Consider the following 24,569-nt stretch of genomic DNA (forward strand, 5'->3'; position numbering starts at 1 on the left):
CGTCAGGATTGTCATCCGCGCCGGCCGAAGCTTGGGCCTGTTATCAGATCCTCCTCGCAAGAACTGCTGGTCGCGATGGTGCGGCGGATATCACCACCGGGAGAACCGCCGGCCCCTCGCCCGCGACGAGGCCGGCGGCGGCAATTCTGTGCCGACGCAGGTCGGCGGGTAGGGTGCCGGGATGCGAATCTTGGTCACCGGCGGCAGCGGTTACATCGGATCCCACACCACGCTCCAGCTCATCGCGGCGGGCCATGAGGTCGTGATCGCGGACAACTTCAGCAGGAGCAAGCCCTCGGTCCTGGGCCGCCTGGAGTCGCTGGCCGGAGTGCCGGTCAAGCATCACGTCATCGACCTCACCGACGAGGAGGAGACCGCCCGCCTCTTCGCCGAGGAGGCATTCGACGCGGTCGTCCACTTCGCCGGTCTGAAGGCGGTCGGGGAGTCCGTGGCGATGCCACTGGAGTACTACTCGAACAACCTCGGCTCGACCCTCTCCCTGCTGTCCGCGATGCGTGCGAACGGCGTCAGGAAGCTGGTGTTCTCCTCCTCCGCCACCGTGTACGGCGAGCATGCGCAGGTGCCGATGCAGGAGGACTTCCCGACCTCCGCGAACAACCCCTACGGCTGGACCAAGGTGATGCAGGAGCAGATCCTGCGCGATGTCGCCACGGCTGACCCGACGATGCGGATCGCGCTGCTCCGCTACTTCAACCCGGTCGGTTCCCACCAGTCCGGGACGATCGGCGAGGACCCGCACGGCGTGCCCAACAACCTGATGCCGCTGCTCGCCCAGGTCGCTGTCGGACGACGCGAACTCCTTCACGTCTACGGCACCGACTACCCCACCTCCGACGGCACCGCGCGGCGTGACTACCTGCACGTCGAGGACCTGGCCGCCGGGCACGTCGCCGCCCTGGACAGGCTGGGAGCAACCGACGAGCCGGTCTCGACCTGGAATCTGGGCACCGGAACGCCGACCTCGGTCCTCGAGATGGTGTCGGCCTTCGCCGAGGCGAGTGGCCGGAAGATCCCCACTCTCGACGCGCCCCGCCGTCCCGGCGACATCGCGGACTCCTACGCGGACCCGGCGAAGGCCCAGGCCGAACTGGGCTGGGTGGCCTCCCGCACCATCCAGGACATGTGCACGGACACCTGGCGCTGGCAGTCGCAGAACCCGGACGGCTTCCCGGACGCCTGAGGCAGCGTTCAGGGGACCGGGCCCGACCGGCCCGCTGCCCGGTCTGCCCCGCGCCATGACGGCGCAGGGCAGACCGGGCAGCGCGGCACGGGCGGTCTGTGACAGTCCTGTGACCGCGGGCGTGGCCTTCCTCACAGCCCGAGGTGGTCCCATCTGATCGACTTGGTGGATGCGTCGCATCCCCCTCGCCCTGCCCGCCGCTCTCACCGGTGCCCTGCTGCTCACGGCGTGCGGAACGCAGAGGGCCGATTCGCAGAGCCTCGGCTCGAGCCCGGCGCAGGGGTCCGCCTCCTGCAGCGACCAGGCCACCCCCGGCAGTTCGGCCCTGCCCGGTAACTCCTCAGGTCCGGGGACGGACGGGGTAAGACTCGTCGGTGGGGCCGACTGCCCGGCGTTCGAGGTGACCAACGACGCCGGGGAGACCGCCACCTACACGATCACCTTCCAGTTGATGTCCAACGGCGCGGCGATGGCGAGTGCCAAGCAGACCCTGCCGCCCGTGACGCCTGGTCAGACCGTCAGGCAAGCAGTCGACCGGGGTGGGATGCCGACCCGCGCGGATGACGGGACGCAGGTGCGGATCCTCACGGTCAGAAGTGTCCCCACCGCTGAGGCACCCTCGAAAGGGGGCCCCTGCCCGCCTTCGGGAGTGCGGATGTACGCCGACGACGGCGACGCCGCCATGGGACTGCGGGTCGTCGGACTGCATCTGGTGAACTGCGGGACTCGCGACTACCGGCTCGACGGCTACCCTCAGCTGCAGCTTCTCGACGAGCGGCACCAGCGGGTGGACGGCGTGCGGATCCTCCACGGCGGGGACTCCATCGCCACCGGCACCGGAGCCGACGGCCCGCCCCGGCCCATGGTGTTGCGGCCCGGGGAGAGCGCCCAGGCCGGGCTGGTCTGGCGCAACATCACCGGTACGGAGAGCGATCCCGTGAATGTGCCCTATGTGCGGGTGGTGGCGAAGCCCGGCGCCGCCGCGGTGATGGTGACACCGGAGCTGGACCTGGGCACCACGGGGAAGCTCGGTATCGGCCCCTGGCAGAAGGACGCGACATCCCGTCCCTCGCCGACCCCGTCACCGGCGACGTCGAGCTGAGACCACGCACCCGGCCCGGTCGAACCGTTGGGTTTGCGGTCCGTCCGGGCCGCCCCTGGGGTACGCGGCGGGCAAAGGGCACCGGCCTGATGTCACCAGCCGCGGCGGGCAGCCGGGGCAACTCCGGTGCGCAGCCGGGCGACCAGCGCGCGGCGCAGTTCGCGGTCGTGGTCGGTCTCCATGGGCAGGTCGAGCTGGACGATGTCCACGCCCGCGGAACGCAGCAGCCCGATCCGGTGGGCGAGGGTCGCCGGTGAGCCGGTGAGGGCTGCGGCGAGCGAACGGCGGATGTAGCCGGCGACCTGCTCGGTGCCGCCGTGCGGATCCGCGCGGCCGCGTTCGCGGTCCCGGTCCAGCTGGACTGCCTCGGCCCAGCGCCCGGCGTCCGGGCCGCCGGTGAGGCGCAGGGCGTCGCCGCGCAGGCGGCGGACGCGTTCGCGGGCGGCCTCGTCGGTGTCGTCCGGTACAGCGGTGACATGCCGCCAGATCCGCAGGGTCCGCCCGTGCCTGGCGGCGGCGGCCCGTATCCCGGCGATCCGGCGGCGGGTGTCCGGCAGCGGCAGCGGGGCGATGGCGTACACCTCGGCGTAGCGCGCGGCGAGGTCGACGCCCTGCGGCGAGGAGCCGCCCAGGGAGACCAGTTCGCCGCCCGGTTCCGGTCGCAGGCCCGGCCGGGCGCCGCGCACGGCGTAGAACTCCCCTGTGTGGTCGATCTCCTCCTCGGACCGCAGGTAGCGGGTGAACAGGTCGAGGTATTCGCCGGCGCGGCGGTACCGGTCCTCTTTGCCGAACAGGTCACCGTCGCGGGCGACGTCGAGATCGCTGGAGCCGATGATGACATGGGCCGCCGCCCGTCCGCCGGAGAGCCGGTCGAGGGTGGCGAGCCGGCGGGCGGCCACGGTGGGGGCGGTGGTGCCGACTCGGTGGGCGACGGCGATCCGCAGCCTGCTCCAGAACGCCGACCGCCAGCCCGCCGCACCCGCCAGCAGCCCGCGCAGTGGCACCCCCACCACCTGACCGCAGGAGAACAGCGCCATGCCCAGCCCGAGCGCCCGGCCGCGCACCTCCTCCGGCGCCGTCTCGGCGATATGCGCCCAGATCGCGGGGCCGGCAGCGGCGGCGGCCAGACCGGCCACGGCCCGCGACACCACCAACAGCGTCAGCCCGGTGGACAGGGCGGCCGCCCCGTTGGAGAGAACGAACAGCAGCGCACCGGCAAGCAGGGTGCGGCGGCGCCCCAGGCGGTCGCTCAGCAGGCCCAGAAAGGGCGCGGCGAGGGCGTACACCAGCACATAGGCGGTCACACTGGACGCGGCCTCGGCCTCGCGCACCCCGACCGAGTCGGCGATGGTGGGCAGCAGCGGGGAGATCAGAAAGGTCTCGGTGCCGAACAGGAACAGCAGCAGGAACACCCCGGCGTACCGCCACCGGTCCAGCACCGGCGGTGGAACCGCCGGAGGCGCCTGCGCCGCGCTCTTCCCGGGCGCGGGCGGGTCGGAGACGCTGCTCACACGATCACAGCCTTCGTTGCACTGAGCGCCGCGGCCATGCCCTCGGACAGCGGGCGGGACAACGGCCTACGGCAGGTGGCAGGGGGTCCGATGCCGCCATCGTCAGCCGGGCCGCAGCGGCCAACCAGGCAGGCGTTCATGCTGTGACCGCAGCTCACAGGCTGCTCCGCGCGGCACCTCGTACGGACTCCGCCCCGGGGCCGCGGGCGGGCACCGACGCTGAGCGGTACCGAGGGTCAGCGTGCGCGGCAGGGCTCATCGACCCGCCCGCCGTACCCCGTCCGGGCGCGAACACGGAACGCTCATGGCCCACCGCCGACCGGAGTCGCGGACCCCTGCGCAGGGTCGGGTCGCGCTGCCCGGCCCTCGGCCGACCCGGCCCGGACCGGGTCGGCCCGGACCGGCGAGCGGCGGAGACCGGGACAGTCGGGGAAAGTGGAGAGAGGAGGGTCCAAGGGAAGGGGTGCGCCATGCCGAGCCCGGGGCCGCACACCGTCCGGATGTCGGACGTCATGGCGGGAGCCGTCGGCCTCCTGGAGAGCCTGGAGACGGGGCTCTACCTGACCGACGACACCGCCCGTATCGTCTGGGCGAACTCCCGGGCCGCGGAGCTGCTGCGCAGGCCTGCCGCCGATTTCCAGGGGCATGACGCCCACGATCTCCTGCACCGGATGCCCGACGGCAGCTGCGCACCGCGCTCCACCTGCCGGCTGCTCCAGGCCGCCCTCGGCAGGCACCCCGCGATCAACGACGAGGCCTGGTTCGCCCGCGGAGACGGGACGGTGCTCCCGGTCAGCTGGGTCACCGTGCCGTGCATGACCGGCGAGCAGCAGCTCGGTGGATCGGTCCTCTTCTTCGAACGGACCCCTGGAGTGCCGCTCGAATCACCGGACTGGGCCGCCGAGCGGCTGGCGCTGGTCGCCGAGACCACCATGGTCCTCACCTCCACCCTGGACGCCGGCAAGGCGCTGCGCCGTCTGGTGCGGCTGGTGGTGCCCCGCCTTGCCGACTGGGCGGTGGTCGACCTGCGGACGGACCTTGCGGAACTGCGCCGGGTGGCGGTGGTCCACTACATCGGCGGCGCCTATGTGAACATGGAACAGTTCGAGGGGCTCATGCCGCCCGTCTCCGAGGACTCCATGATGCCGCTCTCCCGCGTCCTGCGCGGCGGCCCGCCCATCCTGGTCAGCCCCAAGGACTACCAGGTGCCGCCGGACACCTCGATAGCCGTGATCCAGCGGGACCTGTTCGTCGCCACCGGCATGAGCTCGGCCATCATCGCCCCGCTGCGCGGCCCCCGAGGGGTGCTGGGCGCGCTCACCGTGGCCAGAAGCGGCTGCCGACCGCCGTTCGGACCCGACGACCTGGCCCTGGTCGACGACATCGCCCGCCGGGCCGGGCTTGCCGTGGACAACGCCCAGCTCTTCGAGCGGCAGCGGCGGGTGTCGGAGACCATGCAGCGCCATCTGCTGCCGGCGCTGCCCGTGGTGGCGGGGATGCAGGCGGCGGTCCGCTATCTGCCCGCTCCTTACGCGTCGCAGGTGGGCGGCGACTGGTACGACGCCTTCGCGATCCCCGACGGGTCCACGATGGTGGCCATCGGGGATGTGATCGGCCACGATCTTCAGGCGGCCGCGCGGATGTCGCAAGCCCGCAATATGCTGCGGGCCTTCGCCTGGGCACTGCAGGACCCGCCGAGCCTGATCGTGGACCGGTTGGAGGAGGCGCTGCCCCATCTCTCCGACGACTTCCTGGCCACGCTGGTGCTGGCCAAGGTGAGCGGCCGACCCGGTGGACCATGGCGGCTGAAGTGGACCAACGCCGGGCACCCCCCGCCGCTGCTGGTCGACGCGGAGGGGCGGGCCGACTTCCTGGAGGCCGGGTCGGGCCTGCTGGTCGGATCAGGGGTCCGGCGCGCCCGCGCCGACGCCGGGATTGAACTGCATCCTGGCTCGACGCTGCTGCTCTACACCGACGGGCTGGTCGAGTCCGCCGGTGAGGCACTGACCGTGGGGTTCGCCCGGCTGGCGCGGCATGCCGCCGCACTGGCGCAGGCCCCACTGGGCGAGTTCTGCGACACACTGCTGGAGAAGGTCAGACCGGCCGAGGGCGAGGACGACACCGCGCTGCTGGCCCTGCGGGTCCCGTCCGCGGCCGCCGGGCCCTGAACGGCACGGACGGGCGGATTCCGGCCCCGGGCCTCGGCCTGGACCCGGCGGCACAGCGGGCTGTCGGTGCGCACCATCCGGAACCGGTCCGCATCCGGGCCGCACGCGGTGCGGGTGGGCGCCCATCCCGCGATCCGGCAGGAACGGCCCTCCTGGACGCCGACTTGAAGCGCCACCACCGGAGGCCGGCCGGGGCGGGACCCGAGGCCTGCCGGGCAGTCAGACCGTCAGCGGTGATCCGGCCCAGGGGGATGCGGGACGCCGGATGGCCGCTGCGCGGGCCGGGAGGGCGGAACGCCCGGCTGTCACCATGGGGGCGGCTCCACAAGCTGCTGAATGATGGTCGCCGACAGTCCCAGGATGGCCGCCTGCACCGCGTAGTGGGCGTCCTGGTAGACCCGGCCGAGATGCTCCCGCTGGTCCTCGGGGGCCGCCGCCCAGGCGCGATGGGCGGATTCCGCCGCCTGCAGCGCGGCTGCGGCCACCTCGTGAGGGTCCCGCCCGTCCTCGGAGGAAGGAGGCTCGGGAGCCAGGAAGCCCGCGATGATCGCGGAGTCGGACACAGGCTACTCCCGAGTGAAGTGATGACAATGCCCAGCCTGTAGTGAGTCACCCGTGCCGGCAGGGAGCGCCCAGCATCGCCCCCGGGATGGACGGTACGTGGTCGGTTCGCCGAGCGGGAGACCTGTGGGGAGTCATTCCTGTGCCGTGCACGAAATTGACTGGGTTCCGTCAGGTCCCACCGCGCTCGTGCACGTGTACAACCGGGCGCGACCGTGAAGTGCCACGGGAACCCCGGCGGATGGATGGAGGGGAGCCGGGCGTCGGTTCGGCAATGCCGCTCCGGTGGTGATCACGTGGTGATCCGCTCGGCCTGCCGCGGTTTCCGGAGTTTCCTTGGAGCGGCCTCGAAGGACCCGATTTGCAGTGTTCCGTGACTGTCCGGGGGCACCGCGATAACGCGGGCTGTCGTGATCCCGCAGATCCTGGCGACGCGAGCGTCTGCCTACGAAGTGTGGTGGTGACTCTCCGGGAGTCAGAGGCCTCCCAGGAAAGTCATGATGTGAACATGTCGTGTATGGATTTTCCTGCACGGCGGCGGCCGAGCCCCTGGTTCCGAGCCCTCGGGAAGTCGGGGCCGACCGGCCCGCAACCCGGTGCTCACCGGGGGCGAAACGGGTCCTCACCTGCCGGTCCGGGGCTGCCGCGGCAGGGCCGACAGCACAAGCGGGCCTGGGTGTGTGCAGGTTGGAAGGGCCGCCCGGCGTCGACAAATCGGTGCCCACCGCCACGGAAACCTGGCGCGGAACCGCATTCAGCAGCCCTGAGCCGTCCTTCTGCACGGCCCGCGACTTCCCTGCGACGGGCGGCCGGTGATCGCGCCGCACCCCCTCCGCTGCACTACGGGTTCAGCAGCACCGGGAGGCCGAGGTCCGGCTCCTGCAACGGTCGACCTCGTGGCCGGATGACGCGCAGGCTAACCGTGCCAGACGCATTCAACAGGGATATTCCTGGACCCCCCTGCTGTGCTCTGCCGCACTCATCCGTCATGATGTGCTCTAACGGCCGAGCGCATCATCAGATCCCGTCCCGCGCGGCCCGGTTCGATAGGAGCGGCACATGCGCGCACCCAAGGTCCTGCTGGCTCTGGGCGTCATAGGTCTTGCGGCGGCTGCTGCTGTGGGCGCGGTGGGTCCCGCCGACAGCGGTTGGAACAACCCTGCCCCCGGCAGCAAGGTTGTGGTGTCGGCGGACAGCGGCTGGAACGCCAACGTCCAGCCGATCGACTCCACGGTCAGGAACGCAGGCAGCACCACGCACTGATCGGCACCGACCCGGAGGGACCGCAGCCGCAACGGCTGCGGTCCCGAAGGCGTGCGCCCTGCGGGCTCATCGCTCGGCCGCGGCCGTGCTGTCGTCCGCTCCGCCGATGGGGTCGAGCTGCGGCAGGGTGTCCGTGCCGATCACCCTGCGGAGTTCATCCAGGTGCTGGTCGAGGGTCTGCATGTCCAGGCCCAGTGCCCGGGCGATCTCGGCGTGCTCGTCCCCGACAAGGACCATACGCACAACGGCAAGCTGCAGATCACCCTGTGCGGCACGGACCGCGTAGCCGAGCTGGTACAGGCTCTCCACCCCGAACTCCGTGCGGAGTTCGGCCAGATACCGGGCGGCGGTGCGCACACTCAGGCTGAGCTCCCGCGCGATCTGCGCGTGCTGCTTGCCGGCGAGGAGCATCTGCAGGATCCGGCGCTTCAGCGCGTCGGTGACCTCGACCGGGACCTCGCGTTCACCGGTGAAGGGCAGCGCCAGGCTCCACTGCCGCTCGAAGCCCGCCAGCAGGTACGCGATCACCGCTTCCTCGCGGATGAACGCCGCCTGGCCGGTGTCCCCGGCCACGGGTATCACCGCGGTGTGGCCGTCAGCCACGATGAGCCGGGCGAAGGGCTCGTCCAGGGTCCGTACCTGGCCACCGGCGGCGGTGATCTCCCTGACGTAGGAGATGGTGGCCGGGTCGTAGCGTGCGGTGGGCTGGTAGATGGTCCTGATCATGCCGCCGCGCTCCAGCACCGCCAGGTCGCGGTTGACCACCCGCTTGAGCACGGGACCCGGGCGGGCGCCACCGGGCTGCACGGTGATGAGGTCCTGGCAGACGTCCAGAAGGCCGTCCAGCAGTTGATTGATCCGCACCGCACCGCGGACGCGGGTGATACCGGCCACGGAGGCCTGTGGCGGGTGCGCGTCCTGGTAGGCCAGGGTCACCTCGCGCATCGCGGCGGGCAGGGAGGCTGCGCGCTGGAGCAGTCCCACCGCGTCGGCGTGGAAAGTGGCGGCCTTCTTGGCCGTGGCCTGCTGGGGATCGACCGCTACGAACCAGCCAAGATGGTCGAAGTCCTCCTCCAGCAGGCCGAGCCCGATCAGCTCGCTGATCACCGGGTCGGCGCAGGAGTCCTCGGGTATGCGGATTCGGCCACCTTCGCGTGACTTGAGGATCTCCATGTACAGGTCCCGTGCCGCCTGCGACAGCACGTCCTCGGGTGCGGCCCCCGCCTCTACGTCCATCGTCCCCTCACAATTCGCCCCCGTCGGGCCTATCCTGCCCGTTCGAGCGTTCTGGCGCAGCGGTCCCTCGACAGATTTTCGATCCCCCGGATCATGCAGTCACAGGCCCCTGAAAAGCCAACCGGCTTGCGTTGGATGTCGTGGACACACCACCATCGACCTGGGCGCGAGAGCCGCAGGGCTCTGGGGACGCGCCCCAGCGGTGCAGTCCGGCCGCGCAGCGGCCGCCTTGCCGAGGGGGTGGGGCGGCCGCCTGTACAAGTCCCGCCGTGCCGAGGGCACCGGGGTGCGGCCGCACCCCGACGGGCCGAGGCCCGCAGCCCGGGAAGCAGCCCCACACCGCCGGCCTCGCCGCAGCGGGGTTGCCGGCGCCCGCCGGGCGCTACGCCCTCGGCGCCGCCGGTACCGCATCGGCCGTACGGCGGGGCGCGGCGACCGGGGCGGCCGGAGCACGGGAGCCGCGGCCTGCCGACCGGTCGCGCCGGCCGCATGCGGGGCGGGGCGTCATGACCGCCTGCCCTGCTCCCGCCCCACGGCGAGCGCGAGCTGGAAGATGGTCTCGACACCGTAGTGCGCGCGGATCCGCCCGACATGGTTGGCGACCGTGCGCTCGCTCAGGTTCAGCTTGACGGCGATCTGCGGCTGGGAGTCGCCCCCGGCCAGCATCCGGAGGATCGCCTCCTGCTGGGAGGAGAGCCTGCCCGGCTCGGAGACCGACTCGTCGTAGGGGGCGGCGCGTGCCCAGTCCCGTTCGAAGACCCGCGCGGCGTAGGCCGCGATCGCGGGATCACTGGTGACCAGCGCGGCGGTGGGATCCTCCGGCATGCAGATCACGACCCAGGACCGGTCGAAGATGTAGAGGTGCGGAAGCGCCTCGTCGAGGATGCGGATCTGGCAGCCCGCCTTGGTGAGGGCCTTGATCACGCCGCGATGCCGGGGGTCGTGCCGGGCGTGCGACTGATACAGAGCGCGACTGCGCACCCCGCTCCTCACCAGCGGGCCCTCCACGGACGTGGCCTCCTGCCGGGTCAGATACCGCTGCGGGCCTGTGGCCTGCATGCTCGACGCCTCCCGGGTGCATCTGGAGGCGAGGTCGCTCAGCTGGGCCCGGATGTTCTCCACGCCCTCCACATAGACCGAGGTGGATTCGCCCGCACCCTGCGGGCGGCCCTGCTCCAGCTGCTGATAGGCGTCGGAGAGGACCCGCAGGGAATCCGGGACGCGGGCCGCATGACTGAGCAGGTTGATCGCCTGGGCCTGCAGCTTCAGGGTCAGCTGCGCGGCTGTCACCTGCGGGTCGGCCGCCACCCAGTGCTGGTCGGCCGCATCCCGGACCAGCAGCCCCAGCCGCTGGAGTTCCTGGGCGGCCGCCCCGTCGACACCGCCGGCCGACTGCCACCACCCCCCGCCCCGGTGCAGGATGCGCCGGTAGAGGGCGTGGGCGTCGTCGGACATCAGCCGTGGAGAGGTGTCGAGGTCGTCTGGGGACTCGGTGGTCATCCGGCCGGGTCCTCCCGTGCGCCCTCGTCCTGTCTGCTCTGCTCGCGACCGATGGCGAGGCCGAGTTGGAAGAGCGTGGTGGCACCGTAGTGGGTGCGGATGCCGGCGACATGGTTGGCGACGGTGCGCTCGCTCAGGGACAGCCGCCTGGCCATCGAAGGCTGGGACAGGCCTTCCGACAGCAGTCGGACGACCGCGTGCTGGGCCTCGGAGAGCTGGTCGGCCTTGCGTGAGTCGAAGTCGTCGAACGGGTCGGCGCGGGCCCAGTCCCGCTCGAAGCAGGAGACCAGAAAGGCGACCGCGGTCGGCTCGGTGATGAAGGCGGCGCTTTCGGGATCATTGCCGTGCAACGGGATGACCGCGGTACGGCGGTCCAGGATGAACATCCGGCCCACGGGCTCGTCGAGGGTGCGCAACTGGATCCCCAGGTCGGAGACGGCGCGGGCATACGCCCTGACCGCGGGCTCCCGGCGCACATGGGACTCGTAGATGGTGCGCCGCTGCACACCCTCGCGGGCCAGGTCGAACTCCCGCCGGGTCAGCTCCGGCGCGAGGAACCGGGGAGGTCTCTTGCCGGGTTGGACGGTGAGGAACTCCTCCTTGACGGTCTCCGTCAATGCGGCGATGCGGCTTCTGATGGCCCCCACCCCATGGACGTACTGCACCGGCTCGCGCCGGGGGGCCACGCGGCCGTGTCTGGCGTAGAGCGCGGACAGCTCCTCGACCTGGGCGGGCACCACCGATGCCAGGGCGAGCGCCCCCACCGCCTGGGCGTGCAGCTCCATCGCCCAGAGCGACTGAAGCTCCCGGGGGTTGGTGGCCACCCACTGGGAGTCGATGGGCTCGTGCACGACGAGTTTCAGGTCGGCCAGCCGCCGCAAGGACTCCTCGTCCTGGGGCCCGACAAGCTCCGCTGAGAGCGCTCCGCCCTGGTCGACGATGCGCAGGTAGAGCTGCTGCGCGTGCTCAGGAAGCGCGAACCGCGCCGGAAGCCCTGCCGGCGGTTCCCCCACTGTCCCCATGGCCGCACTCCCCCTGATCAGGCCGACTGCTGATCAGATGTGATCCCCGTGGTGCATGCGTGAAAGCAGAATCGTACCGAAACCATCCTGCCGAGGTGCGGCCTCATCATGCACCGGACAGACGCAGCCGATCCCGGCACCGGGAGCCGGTCGCACAGCGGATACGCCCGTCGTCCATCGGACGGGCAGCGCGGGGCCGTTCTGAGCCCCGGCCGTTCCATGCCGTCGCCGCCGTCGCCCCTCGACGGCAGTCATGGCATCCCCGGCTCGCGGCTGCTCCGAGGGCGCCCGAACCGACGCGGCCCGCCGGGGCTCCCAGGGCCCGCCGGATCAGCGCTTCACGGAGTCGAAGCCCACCAGGACCAACTGCCCCATCGGCTTCATGGACACACACAGCTTGGTGGGGTCGGTGAACCCGCCCGCGCGCCGGCAGCCCGATCCGGCGGCGTCGAGATGCCACCCTCGCTCCGACTCCAGATGCGTCCGGAGCCGCTGCACGATCTGCTCGGGCGTCGCACCGTCGGTACCGGCGATGCCCAGCACCGTGGAGCAGCCGTCCGCTGCGCACCCCCCGCTCTGCCCGCGCGCCGTCAGCCCCGCGGGCAGCGGCAGCAGCTGGTCGCGCGACGGTGCGGAGACGTCGCCGCCCTGGTGGTAGGCCAGTCCGGCCGCGGCGCCGATGACGACGGTGTAGAGGATCAGGGTGGCGATCCCCGCACTCTGGCGGTTCTCCAGCGGATGCTCCGTCCGGGGCCCGGCCTTCCAGCGCTCGACCAGCCATCCCGCGATGATCAGCGGTATCGGCAGCAGGCTCCCCAGCACCACGAGATCCTGCTTGTGCACGGTCACCCCGAACAGGGCACCGGCCAGTCCGAACCGGGTCGCCGCGCAGACGCCCAGAAGCACGCCGACCGTCCAGCCGACCCGGCGGGTCCGCACGGTCATACCCCAGATGACCAGCGGCAGAGCGGCGAACACCACCAGGAAGACGCCTATCGCACCCACGTTCCAAGCCCCCCGAACGATCAACGCAGCACCGCACAATCCCATGGATCGGCGCACCGCACCAGGGGTGTCCCGAAAGCGGCCCTGCCTCCGGCTGCCGGACCCGGGGTCATACGGGTCGATCCCTCGGTCACCACCGCCGGGGCAGGCCTGTGACGGGGGCGCCGTGAACCCGGCCCGCCGGGTTCACGGCACGGGCGGACCGGAGACGAAGTGACCCTTCTTGTCATAGGGCCAGGCGCTGGCGACGCATCCGGACAGGCCCTTGATCTGCTGCATCATCACCGGGGCCGGTTGCCCGGGGCCTGCGCAGGTCATATGGGAGTAGCCCAGGAAGTGCCCCATCTCATGGTTGGTGATCAGGGTGTCCCTCCCCTCAGCCACCCGGCCATGCTCCAGTTGGCGTGCACGATGGCCCATGTGACTCCGCCGTCCACCGCGCTGCCCACGGAACCGGACCGGGACGGCACCTCCGGGGCTCCGGCTCTCTCCACGCAGCGCTCCCCAGCACACAGGAGTGTCCGTGTACTCGGGGACGGCTGGACGATGACGCAGTCGGACGACTCGTGCCCCGACCTGATCCAGCGGTAGGAGGACCCCGGGCACGGCCGGACGGCCCGGCGGCACGCGGGACGGTCGAGGGCGGACGTGGATGACACAGCAATGCCGTCACGCGGGCGCTGCCGGGCTCCGGAGCAGCGCATGTGACCGATCGTCATACCTCAGTCCGGAGTCGGATGCGCACGGGGTCGGCGGCTCACCGGAGCACCACGGTGACGCCGCACCGCTCGAGGAGGTGCACGATCTCCTCGAAGTAGGAGAGACGGCTCTCCGGATCCCCCGGAACGTCCGCCAGTGCGCGGCGTGCGACCTCGGAGTCGTGCCAGGTCAGGGTGAAGGGCGGGGCCACCCCGAATCCACCGCCCAGGCAGTCCTTGAAGGCGTTCCACTCCCGGCCGAAGTAGCGGCCGGGCCCGAGCAGGGCCTCGGCGATCGCGCAGTGCAGCCCGGGAATGTCCGTGACGAACCGGCCGTCGAGCTGGTGGTCACCGCCGGACCGATCCGGCCGGGGCACGGGCACCCGCCAGGCACGAGTGGTGAGGTTCAACCACTCGGACCGGCCCTGCGAGTCGTACGGGGCCCACACGTTGGGCTCCGTGGGCGCGCCCTGGTGCCACGTCTCCCAGAGCGGGCGGGCTGCGGGCGACGGTCGGTCCTCGCCGCCATCGGTGAGGGTGATGTCGACCAGCGTGCCGCCGAGCACGGACGGGCGGGCTCCGGTGACGGCCAGGCCCACCGCGAGGGAGGCCATCACGGCACCATGGCGATCCAGCACCATGAGCCCGGCCCGGTCCCGCTCCCACCGACGGGGGCTCCGCAGCGCCGCGAGCAGAGGCTCCGCAGGCTCGCAGCCGATCAGCTCCATCGGGACGGGAGCCGGAACCGCTCGCGACCGGAACAGACCGTCCACGGCGGAGCACCGGCCGGCACGTGCAGCGGGGACCGTCGTTCCCGCGAAGAGCTCGAAGCGCGGTGCCTCGGGCAACTCGGTGAAGCCCTCCTCGTTCCTGACGCCGGCGCCGAGCACGATGTCGAGCCGCGCCGGGTCGGCCGGGTGGGGCTGATGGGCCACCACGACCGCATCGACGAGAGTCCACCACTGCACGGGCCTCTGGTCGTCCCAGACCTCGACGCACACGTCACCCAGCCCCCGCAGCGACACGTCGGACTCGGCCAGGACGTCGCTCAGGAGACCGTCGGGGCTGCATCCACGCAGGGTGAGGACCTCCCGCGGTGGGGGGACCGGGTCGACGAACAACCCCTCGACACCCGCGCACCTCCCCCAGAACTGCTCCACGCCGTCCTCGTCCTCCTGGACCAGGAGGTACTTCACCGGGAAGCCCCGGTTCCACCCGACGTGATCCGCGATGCGCACCCGACCCCCGACCATGTGAGCAACCTTCGCGCGCCCACGATACGGAACCCCTGGGGTCGGGCGGAGGGCGGTTGCTCGCACTCGATCACATCTCGTCGGCGGTGCTCGGATCGGGTGGCGGTCGAAGGCCGCCGGGCGGTTCCCCACCCGGCTGCGTCCATGGGGCCGTGGCGCGGCGGCCGGGGCCGCCGCGCCACAGGTGCGGTGTTGCTGGTTGTGCGGGGTGGGTCAGCTGGGGCTGCAGGTGACCGTCGGCCAGGTGGTGCTGCCGTTGGTCTGGATGGTGGCGCCCCAGTTGTTGCCGCTGCCGTTGGGCTTGGCCACCAGGGTCTGCGCGTCGGGGTAGCTGGCGTTGATGTTCCAGGTCGACATGACCTTCTCCGGCGACGGGACCTTCATCGTCACCGTCCAGGTGCTGGAACCGGTCACCGCGACATTCAGGTTGTACCGGTCACTCCAGGACTGGCCCGCCGACAGCGTCGCCGTGCAACTGCCGCCGCCGCCCGTCGTGCCGCCCGTGGTGCCCCCGGTCGTCCCACCCGTGGTGCCGCCGGTGGTGCCGCCGCCGCTGGAGGAGCCGACGGTGATGTTGGAGCTGCCGCTGCTCTGGTAGCCCTCGGTGGCCAGAATCTCGTAGTTCATCGAGCCCAGGTTCATGCCGTGGCTGGCCCAGGCGTCGAAGTGGTTGCCGACGGTGATGGTGCCGCCGGTCCGCTTGGACTGCCGCACACTCCAGTACTGGTTGAACGTCGCGGTGCCCTGGATCGAGGGCTGGTTGACCCGCTGGGTCTCGTAGATGTCGTACGTGCCGCCGTCGGAGGTCACCGTGCCCTTGTAGGTGCCGGTGGGCTTGTAGGAGCCGTAGTTGTCGACGATGTAGTACTCCACCAGCGGGTTGGTGGTCCACCCGTACAGCGACAGGTAGGCGTTGCCGGAGGTGCTCCAGGTGCCCGAGTAGGTCACCGGGTTGCGGTTGCCGGTGCTCCAGCCCTTACCCGCAACGAAGTTGTCCACATTGTTGAACGTGGTGCTGTACTGGCCGCCGGCACCCATGGTCATCGAGGCCTGGCCGGTGGTCTGGCTCCAGAACGAGTAGAAGTACCCGTTGTTGCTGCCGGTCTGGTTCGAGGTGACCGTGGTGTCCGCGTGGGCGGTGGCCGGGATCAGCAGCACAGCCGCGACCATCGCGAGAATCCACCTGAGGCGCCCGCGCATGCGGAACCTCGAGCGGGTGAGGGGGGTGTTCATGAACGCGCTTCCTCCTGGTGAAGCCGGGTGGGAACGCCGGAGGGCATGACGCCGACCGACGGGCTCAAGGTGGCCGCGGTGAGGGGGCCACAGTCGCAGGGACCGGCACGGCACGCAGGACACTCAGCCCGCCACCGCACCGCAAGGGCAAGAAGAGAAGGGCGGCCGGCCGCCGTGCGATCGGCAACCACACACCCACGGCCTGATCGCAGCAGGCCCACCGGAACAACCCCCACCGCAGGACCGCCGACAACGACAGCACCCGCACCACAACCCGCAGTTCAGGACCGCCGATACGACGTCCACCACAACGGCCCGACCGCACCACGAGCACCCCAGGCACGGACACACACGCCATCCACGATGACCGCAACCTCAGCTTCCGGTCACCGGACACGCACACCAGAACGCGCCCGGAGGTGGGACGGGTGGATCCGTAACCAGTCGCCTGCATTACGGGGAGGTTTCCGATCGCTGGACAGTATGCGCTCGGCTCGAAGCGAGGGTCAATGACCATTTTCCGAAAGTTCGTCGAAACTTATGCCGGTCAATCTGGATGAAAACTCGAAATATTTCGAGCCCTTCACCTACTTGCGCCGGTGGGGGGTTCTGCCAATGCTGCAAGCTGTCTTGACATGGCGTCAGCCGCGCCCTACGGTTCCCGGGATCGTTCGCAAATTCTGCAAACTTTCGGAGATCCAATGGTGCCTCGCGTGAGAGCATCGCCTTGAGCGCACGGCCGCGGGCGGTGCCGGAATTACCGTCACAGCGGTAATGCACCCTGCTTTGACCTCTGCGGGCTGCAATACCCTGCACCGCCACAGGCTGCCGTGCCCCCGCTGTCACCGCTCCGCCCGCCAGGCCGGGCGTGGAACGGAGGCCCAGTGTGGGCACGGCAGAGGACTGCGGCTCCCGGCCAGGTGCCCTGTCCATCAACTGACGCCTGGAGTCGGACAGTTATATGCCTCGCCCGCAACTGCGTCCGACCCGGACCTCGGCGACATCCCGGCCGCACCGCATCCGTTGAAAGACCTGCCCGGCCCAAGGAAGCCCCAGGGGCCCAACCGCGCCCGGGGTTCGTCGCCGCTCTCCGCGGAGGACGATCGGCCGGAACATCCGCCGGCGCGTGTACGCGAGAGCCGGCCTTCACTGTGCCCCTCGGGCCCACCCTGCGCTTGGTGGGCACCACCACCCGGTGAGGACCCAAATGCCGAACAGCCGTGCAGATCGTGCACTCTGAGTAGGCGTCAAGTATTTGGACCGGTCCCGATCGAGCGCCACCACCTCGTCCATGCCCATGGCCCGGTTGACGCCCCTGTTCGCCAACCGGGCCACCCGCCCCCGGGCCCCGAGCGCCCTGCACCCGACCGCACACCGGCCCGCCCCGTGCTGGGCAAGGACCCCGGGCCGCCGCACGGCCGATCGGCGCCCTGACCACATGGCCGGCCCCGTACGAGCGGGCCTCCCCCGCCGCTCAGGCGGTCACCAGCCGTACGGGCCGAACCGTCCCCACGCGACAAGCACGGCGAGCGCGAACAGGACTGCGTTGACCGCCACCCCGGACAGCTCCTTGCGGCGGATGTGCGTGGCCGCCGCCAGAACCATCAGCACGGCCACCCCGGTCCCGGCGGCCGGTGTGAGGACGGGTGCAGTGCGGGTGGCGGCCGGTACGATCAACCCGATCGCTGCGAGCAGTCCCATCACACCGATGAACCGCACCGTCGCCGGTGAGAAGTCCTCCACCCACGGAAGCATGCCGGCCAGCTTGTCCTTCGGCTGGGTGGTCTTCGCCACCCCGGACATGGCGAACCCGGCGGCCAGGATCGCCTGCACGATCCACAAGAACACGTTCATCGGAGGGCTCTCCTGTGTCGTAGGTGTCTGTCTCAGCAGTCCGACGGGACAGCCCCACGGAATGTCAGGCCGTGTGTCCGCCTGACATTCCGCAGGGCTGTCCCGTCGGACCTGTGACGGCAGAGGTGACCGAGGGGGTCGGCCAGACCATGAGCAACCAGTCGGAGCCAGCAGAGGGCGTGCCCGATCCGGGCCTGGGCGCGATCATGAGCGAGCGGCGTCAGCTGATCGGTCTCGCCTACCGGCTCCTCGGCTCCCTGGCCGATGCCGAGGATGTCGTACAGGAGACGTACACCCGCTGGTACGCCATGTCCCCGAAGCAGCAGGAGGCCATCGCCTCCCCCGGCGGCTGGCTGACGAAGGTCGCCGGACGCATCTGCCTCGACCTGCTCGGCTCGGCACGGGTGCGGCGCGAGAACTACGTCGGCCAGTGGATCCCCGAGCCGCTGCCCCACCGCACGGACTGGATCAGCGGGCGTACGGGCGGCACCACCGCCGACCCGGCCGACCGGATCACCCTCGACGAGTCGATCACCATGGCCTTCCTCGTCGTACTTGAGTCGATGACCCCCGCCGAGCGCGTCGCGCTCATCCTGCACGACGTCTTCCGCTACTCCTTCGCAGAAGTGGCCGAGATCGTCGGCCGCACCCCGGCGGCCTGCCGCCAGTTGGCCTCCTCGGCCCGCCGCCGCCTCCGCACGTCGCAGGCTCCCCCGACGTCGGAAGCCCGGCAGGCCGCCATCGTCAGGGACTTCAAACAGGCCTGGGAGGCCAAGGACATCGACGCCCTCATCGGGCTCCTCGACCCCGACGTCACAGCGACCGGCGACGGCGGCGGCATCGTCACCGCGGCCCTCCGGCCGGTCGAGGGCGACGAGCAGGTCGCAGAGCACATCATGGACATCGCGGTCAGGGCGACCGGTCTCACCATCCTGGAGCGAACGGTCAACGGCCGACCCGGACTGGTGGCCCTGCAGGACGGCGTCACCGTGGCGGTGTTCGCGTTCGAGATGGCAGGCGACCGGATCAGGCGCATCTGGGGAGTGCGCAATCCCGAGAAGCTCCGGCCCTGGGCGACGGACTGACGTCCGTCCCCGCACGGCCGCACAGCCGCGGACCGCTGGCGCTGATCGCGGGCCGCGGGACCGCGCTGGGCCGCGCTCACCGGCTCCGGTCCCGGGGCGGCCTCGTCCGGTCGGCCGTCCGCCACAAGGCAGCCGCCCACAGCGGCGACCCCGGCACACGGCGGTGAGCGGTACGACGCCCCCCGCTCCGCTTGGATGTCACCACCGCCTCGAGACGCGAGGCCTGGAAGACGGAGGGGCACCCGACACGTGAACCAGCTGAAGGAAGCACTGAGGGGCAATCGATACCCCGGGCGAGGGGTGCTGTGGTGCAGGACTGCCGACGGCGCCTCGCTCGGCGCCTATTTCCTCACGGGACGCAGCCCGGCCTCCAAGGCCCGTACCCTGCGGCACACCCCCGAGGGGGAGCTGATCGTCGCTCCCACGCAGGCGTGCGACCACGACCACCTGCGGCATTACGTCGCCGCCCGCCAGAGCGGGGACCTGGTGGTCTTCGGCAACGGCGAGCAGGTCTCAACCGTCGCCGACCGTCTCGGCTCCGGGGCGCCCCCGGCCTCGGCGCTGGACGGACTCGACTATGAACCGGACCCGCCGATCTTCACCCCTCGTCTGACCGTGATCGCGGACGGCAGCCGGGCCTGGTTCGGCGCAGCGCGCCGCAGCGGTGGGGGGCGCAGCGCGACCAACCGGCTGACTTTGCAGGTCGGCGATCTGGAACCGGGCGAGGGGGTGCTGATGACCACCTACCACTCGAACGGCCATGAGATCGCCACCGGTGCGCCGTTCCTCGAAGTGGGCATCGATGCGGACGGCCCGCGCAACCTTCTGGACGAACTCTGGGAGTCGCTGCCGCCGCAGCTTCGGATCGCTGCGGCCGTCTTCCCGCCCGGAGGCCTTGCCCGCTCCGACATCCGGCAGGCCGCTGCGGCTCCCGTCTGATCCCCGCCGCGGGACCGGGCCGGCGACACCAGCCGCCTCCGCCGGCCCGGTCCCGCAGCGTCCGGCAACCGGGCCGAAGCCGCCGGTGTCCATACGGGCCGGGCCGGCCCGCTCCCCGTACGCACGGGCGGGGCCGACACCGGGCCGGCCCCGGCGGATCCGGCCCAGTCGTGCTGCACGGCAACGACAGCCCGGCGCTCGCCACCGGTTCCTGCTGCTCAACGGGGCAACGTCCCCTGGCGCCACCGCGGCCCGATGAGAAGCTCAAGGGAAGCTCTGAACCGGTCCGCCCAGCGGTAGGGCAGGCCGGCCGGTGGGGACCATGGACGCAAAGGATCACATCCGGGGGAAAGGTCCACACACCGATGCTCTCCATCGTCTTCCTCGCCGTACCCGCCCTGATGGCCGCCGCCGCGCTCACAGCAGCGGCCCTGCTGCTGCGCTGGTGGTGGCGTGTACGGACCGTACTGCGTACGGGCGAGCGCACCATGGGCCGCTGCCTGCGGATCCACACCGGGGTCGAGGGCTCCGACCACCATGTCCGGACGGTGTGGCACTCCATCGTCGAATACCCCGTCCCTGACGGGCGCCGGCTGCGCATCCGGACCAGGGCCCCGGGCACGCTGTGCGAGGGCGACACGGTCACCGTCGCCTATCTGCCCCACCGCCCGCACCTGGCTGCGCTGGTACGCGACGACGGCCGGACCGGCTCGCCGGCGATGCTGGTCGCAGCCACGTTCCTCGTCGCCTTCGCCGTCGTCAGCGCGGGCTTCGGCGCCGTCGGTTACTTCGTCGCGCACGAGGCCGAGACGCTCGTCTCCACCGTGCCGAACATCGGCACCCAGGTCACGACGGACCCGCCACAGCTCGTACGGTGAGCGACGGAGGCCCGACGCCGTCTCCGCCGGTCGGCCGCACGATGTGCACGGGCGCAGTTGCTCCGCTCCTCCGCCCACGACTGGGTCAGTTGCGGCTGCGCCGACTCCGGGGTGCTCCGTGGGGAGCAAGCGCAGGATCCGTGGCCTGGGCGTGGACGGAACGGTGGACGGGCCCGCCGGGGGCACGACGCTGAGTGAACGTCAGCAGCGTCCGGACCGGCCGGATCTGCCGATGCGCACGGGGCTTGCGCTGCAGTTCGGGCACCCGGGGAGCCACCGTGCGGTCCGGGGTCCGCCCCGGATGTCCGAGGCGGCTGCCATCATCGCAGGGTGCTGATTCCCAGGGCGGTTGCGGTGGTCGTCGACGGTCAGCAGGCACTGGTCATCAAACGGTTCCTCAAGCACAGGGCCGCTGATGCCTGCGTGATGTGCCAGGACCGCGGCGAGGCGGAGCCCGGGTGCCCCGGGCACCACTACGCCGTCCTGCCGGGCGGTCACGTCGAGGAGGGCGAGAGCGCCGAGATCGCAGCCCTGCGTGAACTGCGGGAGGAGACAACGCTCGAAGCGAGGATCGAGCGCCTGCTGTGGACCGGGCGGCACAACGGCCGGCCGGCGTCGTACTTCCTCATGGCGGACGTGACGGGGACGGCCGAGCTGTCCGGCCCCGAGGCCGCGGCCCAGGGCCCGGACGACAGGTACACACTCATGTGGGCGACCGCTGACGCGTTCGACCGGTTGAATCTGCATCCGGCCGACATCCGGGCGCCGCTGGCCCGCCTGCTGCAAGAGCGCTCCCCCTCCTGACATCAGCCGATCACCCGGCCCGCTGTGACCCTGCCCGGCGGACAGGGCGTGGTGGGGCGTAGGCCGAAGGCCCCGGCTCCGCGAGTGACCCAGCCCGCACGGCACGGTGCGGCGCGCCTGGGCGCGGATGACGCAGTCCACGGCAGGGGTGAACGCAGGCCGACCCCTGAGAACCGGCGCCCCCGCTGTCGCGGCCAGACCTCTTCAGGTGGCCCGGGACGGCTGTGTCATCATTTGATGACATCGTTCGATGACATCAAGGAGAATCATGGAATCGCCGGCCGTGGATGGACCGCCGTCCTTGAGACAGCGCGCCCTGGTACCGGTCCTGGTGTTCCTCGGCATGCTGGTCGCTGTGATCAGCAGCCTGGGGGCGCCGCTGGTGCCGACCATCGCCGCCCAGGACCACGTCTCCCCCAGCGACGCCCAGTGGTCGCTGACCGTCACACTGCTCGTCGGTGCCGTCGCCACCCCGGTGATGGGCCGCCTGGGCGACGGCCCGCGCCGCCGCCAGGTGATCATGGGTGCCCTGGTGGCCGTGCTGGCGGGCAGCGCGCTGGCCGCACTGCCGCTGGGGTTCGGCTGCCTGGTCGCCGGGCGGGCGCTGCAGGGCCTCGGCCTGGGACTCACCCCGCTGGCCATCGCCACCGCCCGCGACGCGCTGCCGATGCACCGGTCGCGCCCGGCGGTGGCGCTGCTGTCGGTCACGACTGTCGCCGGAGTCGGCCTGGGCTACCCGATCACCGGTCTCATCGCCCAGTCCTTCGGGCTCTACGCCGGGTTCTGGTTCGGCGCGGCGGTCTCCGCCGCCGCACTCGTCGCCGCTGCGCTGGTCCTGCCGCCGGCCCCGCGCCGTCCTGCTTCCCCGCTGGACGTCCCCGGTGCGCTGCTGCTCGGGGCCGCGCTCGCCGGGCTGCTGCTGGCGCTGAGTGAGGCGGAGCTGTGGGGGTGGGCCTCGGTCCGGCTGCTCGTCCTGGCCGGGGTGTCCCTGCTGCTGCTGGGGGTCTGGACCGTCCATGAGCTGCGGACGGCGCACCCGCTGGTGGACCTGCGGCTGACCCGGGACCGTACGGTGCTGACCGCAAACGCCACGGCTCTGGTGGCCGGCGCGGGGATGTACCTGCTGATGACCCTGATGACACGGCTGGTGCAGACACCTAAGGACACCGGCTACGGCTTCGGGGCCTCCGTGGTGGTCACCGGGCTGGTCCTGCTGCCGTTCTCGGCCGCGAGTGCGGTGGCCGGCCGGGTGGCACCGCTGCTTGCCCGCCGTACCTCCTCGACCCTGATCCTGTCGGCGGGGTGCGCGGTCTCCCTGGTCGCCGCGCTGGCCTTCGCCGTAGGCCACGGGCAGCTGTGGCAGCTGTTCGTGGTCATGGGCATCTCCGGGTTCGGCGTCGGCTGCCTGTTCGCTGTGATGCCCGGACTCATCACGGGCGCCGTGCCCGTGCACGAGACCGGCAGCGCGATGAGCTTCAACCAGGTGCTGCGCTACGCCGGGTACTCCACCGGCAGTGTGCTGAGCGCGGCCGTCCTGCAGGCCCACACCGCGGCGGGCGCCTCAGTGCCCGGGGGCGACGGCTACCGGGCGGCCGCCCTGCTGTCCTGCGGAGTGTGGGCCGCCATGATCCTGGTGACCCTGGTCCTGCCGCGCGGGCGCAGAAGCCGCACGGAAGCAGTGCCCGTACCGGACGCGGTACTGTCCGGAACGGCCGGCTCGGAGGCGGTCGGCTCGGGAACGGCCCCACGGGAGGCGGTACGGTGACAGGCAGCACGCAGCCGCGCAGGCGCGACTCGGCGCGCAGCCGTGAACTGCTGCTGGCCGCGGCGGACGAGCTGTTCGCGGAACGCGGCTTCGAGCGGACCACCATCCGTGAGATCGCCGAGCGGGCAGGGGTCGACGCGGCGCTCATCGCCCGCTACTTCGGCAGCAAGAGCGGCCTTTACATCGCCGCCCTGCGGGCCGAGACAGGCGATGCCACCCCGCCCGACCTGCTCGATCCCGACCGCCTGCGCGCCCTCTTCGAGCGCTCCGGCCGGCGGGGCGCCGGCCCGGTCTTCCAGTCGGCCGTTCTGGTCCACGACGACCCCACGGTGCATGACGCCGCGCGCGCCCAGCTGCACAGCCGCCTGGTCGCCCCGCTCCATGAGCGCTTCGCCCGCGAGGGACTGGACCGGCCGCAGCTGCGGGCCGAGCTGGCGACGGCTGCCTTTGTGGGGGTGCTGCTGGCCCGCGGCGCGGGGACGCTCGACCAGCTGGCGGCCGCGGACATCGACGACCTTGTTCCGCTGGTGCGCTCGGCCCTGGCAGGACTGGGCCTGGGCTCCTGACCCGCCGAGGCCGGTCGCGCCCGGCGCCTGCCGCACGACCGCCCGGCCACCGGCAGCAGTGCGCAAACGCCGGCCGGCTGGCCGGGGCAGGCCGGCCCGGGCCCTCGGTAGCCACCGGAACCCCGGTCCGTCCCGGCTGAACGGTCGCGTTTCAGGACGGCCCGGCCCGGGTGCACAGGCGGGTCTCAGTTCTGCGCGGCGATCCGCGCGAAGCGCTCGGGGTCGCGCAGGCCGACGCAGTCATGCGCCCAGAACGCCTCGGAGTAGATGAACGTGCCGGTCATCCAGGGCTCGTACGACGACAGCACCGCGACCTGGAACCCCGCCACCGGGATGCGCAGCGACGGTGACCGGAACCCGTGCAGGTCGGCCCGCTGGAAGCCACGCTCTCCGTAGTAGACCGGCGAGCCCTCCAGGAAGACCAGCGGAATGCCCTGCTCCTCGGCGGCCTTGAGGGCCGCGGCGACCAGCTGGCTGCCGACGCCCCGGCGCTGGTGGTCCGGGTGGACGCCCAGCGGCGACAGGCTGAGCACGTCGACCAACCGCCGCTCGGCATCCAGGCGGCAGGCGCTGAGCATGACGTGCCCGACGACCTGGTCGTCCCGTGTCGCCACCAACCCGATGGGCTCGACTGCACCCGGCGCGGCACGCAGTGCGTCGACCAGCCCGGGTACGCGGTCCGGATCGCCGAAGGCGAGGGCATGCAGTCGGCCCACCGCCTCATGGTCCTGGGCCCGTTCGGGCCTGATCTCGGCGTGGGCGGGAGTCATGAGCGCCAGGGTAGGGATCCGTCGGCGCGGTGGCCAGCGGATTTTCCGCGACCGGTCCGTGCAGCCCGCCGGGTGCCACGGAACCTGCTTCCGGCCGGTGCCCTCGTCGAGACCTTGTCCCGGTCGGCTCTCCGCCCGGCCCGGATTGCGGAGAG

General features: G+C 71.5%; 21 protein-coding genes. 10 read left to right on the forward strand and 11 right to left on the reverse strand.

The genetic code is table 11. The features are described from left to right. Window positions 1-181: 181 nt before the first annotated feature. Both galE and AB0761_RS06130 read left to right on the forward strand, forming a co-directional pair. Window positions 182-1,201 (forward strand): UDP-glucose 4-epimerase GalE, encoded by a 1,020-nt coding sequence (galE, locus tag AB0761_RS06125; RefSeq protein WP_377267937.1) that lies wholly within the window; start codon window positions 182-184, stop codon window positions 1,199-1,201. 169 nt (window positions 1,202-1,370) lie between these two features. Next, window positions 1,371-2,303, forward strand: coding sequence for a DUF4232 domain-containing protein (locus AB0761_RS06130; RefSeq protein ID WP_377267938.1), 933 nt, complete (start codon window positions 1,371-1,373; stop codon window positions 2,301-2,303). A 92-nt stretch (window positions 2,304-2,395) separates the two neighbouring features. Here AB0761_RS06130 and AB0761_RS06135 read toward each other — a convergent pair whose 3' ends face one another. Next, complete coding sequence (locus tag AB0761_RS06135) at window positions 2,396-3,814, reverse strand: LLM class flavin-dependent oxidoreductase (RefSeq protein ID WP_377267939.1); 1,419 nt, start codon at window positions 3,812-3,814, stop codon at window positions 2,396-2,398. Between the two features lie 470 nt (window positions 3,815-4,284). On the opposite strand from AB0761_RS06135, the gene AB0761_RS06140 reads away from it, so the two are divergent. Then, a complete protein-coding gene (locus AB0761_RS06140; RefSeq protein WP_377267940.1) occupies window positions 4,285-5,982 on the forward strand; it encodes a SpoIIE family protein phosphatase in 1,698 nt (565 codons plus the stop codon). A 305-nt stretch (window positions 5,983-6,287) separates the two neighbouring features. On the opposite strand, the gene AB0761_RS06145 is transcribed toward AB0761_RS06140, so the two are convergent. Then, on the reverse strand, window positions 6,288-6,545 hold the full coding sequence (locus AB0761_RS06145; RefSeq protein ID WP_377267941.1) for a hypothetical protein: 258 nt from the start codon (window positions 6,543-6,545) through the stop codon (window positions 6,288-6,290). A 1,057-nt stretch (window positions 6,546-7,602) separates the two neighbouring features. On the opposite strand from AB0761_RS06145, the gene AB0761_RS06150 reads away from it, so the two are divergent. Further along, window positions 7,603-7,806, forward strand: a complete 204-nt coding sequence (locus tag AB0761_RS06150) for a hypothetical protein (protein WP_377267942.1) — start codon at window positions 7,603-7,605, stop codon at window positions 7,804-7,806. A gap of 66 nt (window positions 7,807-7,872) precedes the next feature. On the opposite strand, the gene AB0761_RS06155 is transcribed toward AB0761_RS06150, so the two are convergent. The 8 genes from AB0761_RS06155 to AB0761_RS06190 all read right to left on the reverse strand — a co-directional run bounded on the left by AB0761_RS06155 (window position 7,873) and on the right by AB0761_RS06190 (window position 17,607). Then, a complete protein-coding gene (locus AB0761_RS06155) occupies window positions 7,873-9,042 on the reverse strand; it encodes a LuxR C-terminal-related transcriptional regulator (RefSeq protein ID WP_377267943.1) in 1,170 nt (389 codons plus the stop codon). A gap of 504 nt (window positions 9,043-9,546) precedes the next feature. Continuing rightward, window positions 9,547-10,542, reverse strand: coding sequence for a LuxR C-terminal-related transcriptional regulator (locus AB0761_RS06160; RefSeq protein WP_377267944.1), 996 nt, complete (start codon window positions 10,540-10,542; stop codon window positions 9,547-9,549). After that, complete coding sequence (locus AB0761_RS06165; protein ID WP_377267945.1) at window positions 10,539-11,564, reverse strand: LuxR C-terminal-related transcriptional regulator; 1,026 nt, start codon at window positions 11,562-11,564, stop codon at window positions 10,539-10,541. Before AB0761_RS06165 ends, AB0761_RS06160 begins: the two co-directional genes overlap by 4 nt. Before the next feature lie 330 nt (window positions 11,565-11,894). Then, the gene (locus tag AB0761_RS06170; RefSeq protein WP_377267946.1) at window positions 11,895-12,569 is read right to left on the reverse strand and encodes a hypothetical protein; all 675 of its coding nucleotides are present in this window, start codon (window positions 12,567-12,569) and stop codon (window positions 11,895-11,897) included. 186 nt (window positions 12,570-12,755) lie between these two features. After that, the gene (locus AB0761_RS06175) at window positions 12,756-12,953 is read right to left on the reverse strand and encodes a DUF3152 domain-containing protein (RefSeq protein ID WP_377267947.1); all 198 of its coding nucleotides are present in this window, start codon (window positions 12,951-12,953) and stop codon (window positions 12,756-12,758) included. Between the two features lie 373 nt (window positions 12,954-13,326). After that, a complete protein-coding gene (locus AB0761_RS06180; RefSeq protein ID WP_377267948.1) occupies window positions 13,327-14,520 on the reverse strand; it encodes a barstar family protein in 1,194 nt (397 codons plus the stop codon). A gap of 213 nt (window positions 14,521-14,733) precedes the next feature. Then, on the reverse strand, window positions 14,734-15,753 hold the full coding sequence (locus tag AB0761_RS06185) for a glycoside hydrolase family 11 protein (protein WP_377267949.1): 1,020 nt from the start codon (window positions 15,751-15,753) through the stop codon (window positions 14,734-14,736). A 1,482-nt stretch (window positions 15,754-17,235) separates the two neighbouring features. After that, window positions 17,236-17,607: a DoxX family protein gene (locus AB0761_RS06190; RefSeq protein ID WP_377267950.1), complete on the reverse strand. Its 372-nt coding sequence runs from the start codon at window positions 17,605-17,607 to the stop codon at window positions 17,236-17,238. A gap of 149 nt (window positions 17,608-17,756) precedes the next feature. Here AB0761_RS06190 and sigJ point away from each other — a divergent pair, with 149 nt between their 5' ends. The 6 genes from sigJ to AB0761_RS06220 all read left to right on the forward strand — a co-directional run bounded on the left by sigJ (window position 17,757) and on the right by AB0761_RS06220 (window position 23,644). Next, window positions 17,757-18,692, forward strand: coding sequence for an RNA polymerase sigma factor SigJ (gene sigJ, locus AB0761_RS06195; RefSeq protein WP_377273946.1), 936 nt, complete (start codon window positions 17,757-17,759; stop codon window positions 18,690-18,692). Window positions 18,693-18,941: 249 nt separating this feature from the next. Continuing rightward, a complete protein-coding gene (locus AB0761_RS06200) occupies window positions 18,942-19,631 on the forward strand; it encodes an IMP cyclohydrolase (protein WP_377267951.1) in 690 nt (229 codons plus the stop codon). A 365-nt stretch (window positions 19,632-19,996) separates the two neighbouring features. After that, entirely contained in the window at window positions 19,997-20,509 is a 513-nt protein-coding gene (locus AB0761_RS06205) for a DUF3592 domain-containing protein (protein ID WP_377267952.1), read from the forward strand. A 330-nt stretch (window positions 20,510-20,839) separates the two neighbouring features. Continuing rightward, window positions 20,840-21,313, forward strand: coding sequence for an NUDIX domain-containing protein (locus AB0761_RS06210; RefSeq protein ID WP_377267953.1), 474 nt, complete (start codon window positions 20,840-20,842; stop codon window positions 21,311-21,313). Window positions 21,314-21,614: 301 nt separating this feature from the next. Further along, complete coding sequence (locus AB0761_RS06215) at window positions 21,615-23,078, forward strand: MFS transporter (protein WP_377267954.1); 1,464 nt, start codon at window positions 21,615-21,617, stop codon at window positions 23,076-23,078. Beyond that, window positions 23,075-23,644 carry a TetR family transcriptional regulator gene (locus AB0761_RS06220; RefSeq protein WP_377267955.1) on the forward strand — a complete coding sequence of 190 codons (570 nt, stop codon included), beginning with the start codon at window positions 23,075-23,077 and terminating at the stop codon, window positions 23,642-23,644. The genes AB0761_RS06215 and AB0761_RS06220 overlap by 4 nt, the downstream gene beginning before the upstream one ends. Window positions 23,645-23,829: 185 nt before the next feature. Here the strand turns inward: AB0761_RS06220 and AB0761_RS06225 are convergent, their stop codons facing one another. Further along, window positions 23,830-24,414, reverse strand: coding sequence for a GNAT family N-acetyltransferase (locus tag AB0761_RS06225; protein WP_377267956.1), 585 nt, complete (start codon window positions 24,412-24,414; stop codon window positions 23,830-23,832). Between the last annotated feature and the right edge of the window lie 155 nt (window positions 24,415-24,569).

Source organism: Peterkaempfera podocarpi, assembly GCF_042466665.1.
GTDB classification, from domain to species: Bacteria; Actinomycetota; Actinomycetes; order Streptomycetales; family Streptomycetaceae; genus Peterkaempfera; species Peterkaempfera podocarpi.

Excerpts from the sequence above, each read along its gene's own strand:
- AB0761_RS06155 (WP_377267943.1), bottom strand. The coding sequence starts at position 9,042 with ATGGACGTAGAGGCGGGGGCCGCACCCGAGGACGTGCTGTCGCAGGCG.
- AB0761_RS06160 (WP_377267944.1), bottom strand. The coding sequence starts at position 10,542 with ATGACCACCGAGTCCCCAGACGACCTCGACACCTCTCCACGGCTGATG.
- AB0761_RS06165 (WP_377267945.1), bottom strand. The coding sequence starts at position 11,564 with ATGGGGACAGTGGGGGAACCGCCGGCAGGGCTTCCGGCGCGGTTCGCG.
- sigJ (WP_377273946.1), top strand. The coding sequence starts at position 17,757 with ATGAGCAACCAGTCGGAGCCAGCAGAGGGCGTGCCCGATCCGGGCCTG.
- galE (WP_377267937.1), top strand. The coding sequence starts at position 182 with ATGCGAATCTTGGTCACCGGCGGCAGCGGTTACATCGGATCCCACACC.
- AB0761_RS06185 (WP_377267949.1), bottom strand. The coding sequence starts at position 15,753 with ATGAACACCCCCCTCACCCGCTCGAGGTTCCGCATGCGCGGGCGCCTC.
- AB0761_RS06180 (WP_377267948.1), bottom strand. The coding sequence starts at position 14,520 with ATGGTCGGGGGTCGGGTGCGCATCGCGGATCACGTCGGGTGGAACCGG.
- AB0761_RS06130 (WP_377267938.1), top strand. The coding sequence starts at position 1,371 with ATGCGTCGCATCCCCCTCGCCCTGCCCGCCGCTCTCACCGGTGCCCTG.
- AB0761_RS06140 (WP_377267940.1), top strand. The coding sequence starts at position 4,285 with ATGCCGAGCCCGGGGCCGCACACCGTCCGGATGTCGGACGTCATGGCG.
- AB0761_RS06190 (WP_377267950.1), bottom strand. The coding sequence starts at position 17,607 with ATGAACGTGTTCTTGTGGATCGTGCAGGCGATCCTGGCCGCCGGGTTC.
- AB0761_RS06225 (WP_377267956.1), bottom strand. The coding sequence starts at position 24,414 with ATGACTCCCGCCCACGCCGAGATCAGGCCCGAACGGGCCCAGGACCAT.
- AB0761_RS06150 (WP_377267942.1), top strand. The coding sequence starts at position 7,603 with ATGCGCGCACCCAAGGTCCTGCTGGCTCTGGGCGTCATAGGTCTTGCG.
- AB0761_RS06205 (WP_377267952.1), top strand. The coding sequence starts at position 19,997 with ATGCTCTCCATCGTCTTCCTCGCCGTACCCGCCCTGATGGCCGCCGCC.